Raw genomic sequence first — 3,185 nt, forward strand, 5'->3', positions numbered from 1 at the left:
TAAGGAGATGCTACCGTTTCTGTAAAAATTTTGGGATTATGAAGAAGATATTTAATCTTTTAATCAACCTTAAACTATTTACTTTTCCTAATCTCCACAATTACGATGCTTTTTCATGTCTTATTTGAAAACGCTATATAGCTAAAAATTGAGTTTAGTATCAAGGAAAACTAGAATTGTCTATGAACACATTTACTCCCCATCAAATTGTTAGTTTATTCTGCAAAAATCGAACTTTATACGGAGAAGTAATTCAGGTGATCGAAAGTCGTTCGGCTCTTTGGGTGCGTCCTCTTTGGTTAATTGTAGCCGATAATTTTGAGACAATTGATGTGCGGGAAGGTTCCGATTTAATCCTGCCGATGGACTTATTTAACCCAGCCTTAGATACGGAAGTTTTACCCCTATTCTCCCAAGTAATTAAAGATAATTATATCACTAATATTTCCTATCCTCTCCAGGAATTTGTGCAGCAAGTTTGTCAAAGTTATCCCGAATATTTTCAGAAAAATCTATGATTGATGAAGGTTACGTTAAATACAATTGTACTTGGATTCCTGACCGTCCCTTAATAAGCTCAGAGATTGCAGAATTAAATTATTGGCGCAATCGCCTCTATCAACTGGGATTAATCGGTCAATACGATAACGGAATCGGTTTTGGGAATGTGAGTAAACGAGGAAAAATAGACAAAGAAATCATTATTTCTGGCACTAACACTGGGGGTATCTCAGTATTAAATGAATCCCATTACACCACAGTTATAGACTACGATTGGAGAGAAAATTGGGTCACTTGTCGGGGAACAATCGCCGCTTCTTCGGAAACTCTCACCCATGGAGCGATTTATGAAGCGAATCCCCAGATTAATGGGGTGATTCATATTCATCATCGCCCCCTGTGGCAAAATTTAATGTATCGAGTGCCGACCACTCAAGAAAATATCGCCTATGGAACCCCAGAAATGGCCGCAGAAATTATCCGTTTATGTCAAGAAGAGCGTCTAGAAGAGCAACAAATTTTAGTGATGAGTGGTCATGAGGAAGGAATTATCGCCTTTGGGCAAGATTTAGCAAAAGCGGGCAACTTATTATTATCCTATTACCAGCAATCTCAGTCATCTTGAAAGTGACCTCCTTTCCAACTCACCACCGAGGAGAAAAAAGTGGTTTTGATTTAGTCGTTTTCATGTTAACTTGTTCTGTAGATTTTCGTTTTTGAGGAATGCCATAGTGATCGACATCTTCCATCATCTATCTGTCTCGATCGACTTTTCGCCCCTTACCAATGTCTTGATGACTATTTTGGATCAAGACGTGGATGTCATCGGGAATTTCCAGAAATCCTTCTCAAATTTCGTCAAAACTGGGCAAGTATGGGCCCTATTAATCGGTTTCATTGTCGGTTATATGTTTCGAGGTTTTACCTCTTATTAGCTTTTCGCCTATCAGCCTTCAGCCAGAGTGAGCAATTCTTGCTATTCTTATGCTTGTAGAGTTGGAGATTTTTCTAACCTGAAGCGGTAATGCTATCAGCACCAGATTATCCCTAAAAATTGCCTAGCATATTTTGGTTAACTTTATACACAATCATCTAACGAAAACAGTGACAGCAAAGAAAACTTGGAGCGATCGCTTTGAAGGTAGTCTCCATCCTACGATCGTAGAATTTAACGCCAGTATTGGCTTTGATATCGAATTAATCGAGTATGATCTCACCGGATCGATAGCTCACGCTAAAATGCTCGCCTATACGGGTATTATCAGCCCCGAAGAAGCTGATAGTCTCGTCTCTGGATTGGAACAAATTCGTCAAGAATACCGCACTGGCAACTTTAACCCCGGCATCGATCAAGAGGACGTGCATTTTGCCGTGGAACGTCGTTTAACCGAGATCGTGGGAGATGTGGGCAAAAAACTGCACACGGCCCGTTCGCGCAACGATCAGGTAGGAACGGATATACGTCTGTATCTTAGACAACAAATCGATGATATTAGGCAAGAAATTCGCAATTTTCAGCAAGCTTTAGTCAATCACGCTGAAAACCATCTGGAAACCCTGATCCCTGGTTATACCCACCTACAGCGCGCTCAACCGATTAGTTTAGCCCATCATCTCCTCGCTTATTTTCAAATGGCCGAACGGGATCACCAAAGATTGGGGGAAATTCGCGCTAGGACTAATATTTCGCCCCTAGGATGCGGGGCCTTAGCGGGGACGACTTTTCCCATCGATCGTCATTACAGTGCCAATTTACTCGATTTTGAGCAGGTGTATAACAATAGTCTCGATGGAGTCAGCGATCGAGATTTTGCCATTGAATTTATGACGGCCGCTAGTCTGATTATGGTCCACCTGAGCCGTTTGAGCGAAGAAATGATTCTCTGGTCTTCCCAAGAATTTAGTTTTATCACTCTCACCGATAGTTGTGCCACGGGATCTAGCATTATGCCCCAGAAAAAAAACCCCGATGTTCCCGAATTAGTGCGCGGCAAAACAGGGCGGGTTTTTGGGCATTTACAAGCGTTATTGACCTTAATGAAGGGTTTACCCCTAGCCTATAACAAAGACTTGCAGGAGGACAAGGAAGCGTTATTTGATGGCGTTAAAACCGTGCGGATTTGTTTACAAGCGATGACGGTACTTTTAGCCACCGGGATTCAATTTAAAACCGACCGATTAGCTAACGCGGTGGCGGAAGATTTTTCTAATGCGACGGATGTGGCGGATTATTTAGCCAGTAAGGGAATTCCCTTCCGAGAAGCTTATAATTTAGTCGGGAAAGTCGTTAAAAGCAGTTTGGCAGCGGGTAAGTTATTAAAAGATTTAACCCTGACGGAATGGCAAGAATTACATCCAGCTTTTGAGGCCGATATCTACGACGCGATCGCTCCTCGTCAGGTAGTAGCGGCCCGTAATAGCTATGGTGGCACAGGTTTTGAACAAGTGCGATCGGCTTTAATTCAAGCTAAAGCCATTCTCGATCATCGAAAATTTGCGTCTGAAACCCCGCCGTTCTAGGTTGGCTTTACGTTAGAATTAAAAGGCCAGTCTCGAAAACCAAGTGGACGGCGCAGCACCTTGAAAACTCGGCTTAGGGGGTTCCGACCAGAAAAGCTTGGCCGGGTAAAAAGTCGCGCGCAACAAGTACAAGAAGCTATAGGCGGTCAACGTACCGTGGGACA

General features: G+C 42.6%; 4 protein-coding genes. All 4 read left to right on the forward strand.

The annotated features are described in order from the left end of the window. The first annotated feature begins 182 nt into the window (after nt 1–182). A complete protein-coding gene (locus PX484_RS02535) occupies nt 183–518 on the forward strand; it encodes a hypothetical protein (RefSeq protein ID WP_287767730.1) in 336 nt (111 codons plus the stop codon). Next, nucleotides 515–1,126 (forward strand): class II aldolase/adducin family protein, encoded by a 612-nt coding sequence (locus PX484_RS02540; protein ID WP_287670320.1) that lies wholly within the window; start codon nt 515–517, stop codon nt 1,124–1,126. Before PX484_RS02535 ends, PX484_RS02540 begins: the two co-directional genes overlap by 4 nt. Nucleotides 1,127–1,232: 106 nt before the next feature. Further along, nucleotides 1,233–1,436 (forward strand): hypothetical protein, encoded by a 204-nt coding sequence (locus PX484_RS02545; RefSeq protein ID WP_043997706.1) that lies wholly within the window; start codon nt 1,233–1,235, stop codon nt 1,434–1,436. 169 nt (nt 1,437–1,605) lie between these two features. Beyond that, the gene (gene argH, locus PX484_RS02550) at nt 1,606–3,021 is read left to right on the forward strand and encodes an argininosuccinate lyase (protein ID WP_002759216.1); all 1,416 of its coding nucleotides are present in this window, start codon (nt 1,606–1,608) and stop codon (nt 3,019–3,021) included. Nucleotides 3,022–3,185: the final 164 nt, after the last annotated feature.

Source organism: Microcystis sp. M49636_WE2, assembly GCF_030065375.1.
Taxonomy (GTDB): domain Bacteria; phylum Cyanobacteriota; class Cyanobacteriia; order Cyanobacteriales; family Microcystaceae; genus Microcystis; species Microcystis aeruginosa_C.

Bases quoted from the DNA above. Each gene is read 5' to 3' on its own strand.
- PX484_RS02535 (WP_287767730.1), top strand. From the start codon at position 183: ATGAACACATTTACTCCCCATCAAATTGTTAGTTTATTCTGCAAAAAT.
- PX484_RS02540 (WP_287670320.1), top strand. From the start codon at position 515: ATGATTGATGAAGGTTACGTTAAATACAATTGTACTTGGATTCCTGAC.